Here is a 338-nt window from a genome sequence, read left to right on the forward strand (position 1 = left end):
CCGGTTGGTATAAAGAATCCGGGTGTACAAACGCCTGGGACTTTGCTACTGATACGGTGACCTCTAATATAACCCTCTATGCCAAATGGACACCTCTTTATGCCCTTCGTGATACCGGTCCTGCAGGGGGTTTGATTTTCTACGTTAAAGAAGGTGGTTACTCCGATGGTTGGATGTATCTGGAAGCCGCCCCCGCATCTACTGAATGGACGGGCAAACAATGGGGCAGCTACGGAACTTTGATTGGAGGAACAGGAACAGGGATTGGAACTGGGCAGAGTAATACAACTATTATCGTGAACTGGTTGAATAGTAATACAGATGATACTTACGGAGAT

The 338-nt window shown here is 47.0% G+C and carries 1 protein-coding gene; it reads left to right on the top strand.

From position 1 onward, the window contains the following. On the top strand, window positions 1–338 hold a 338-nt coding region (locus COZ07_RS08000), incomplete at both ends, for an InlB B-repeat-containing protein (RefSeq protein WP_406608039.1).

Origin of the sequence: Candidatus Infernicultor aquiphilus (genome assembly GCF_002784285.1) — a bacterium.
Taxonomy (GTDB): Bacteria; Atribacterota; Phoenicimicrobiia; order Phoenicimicrobiales; family Phoenicimicrobiaceae; genus Infernicultor; species Infernicultor aquiphilus.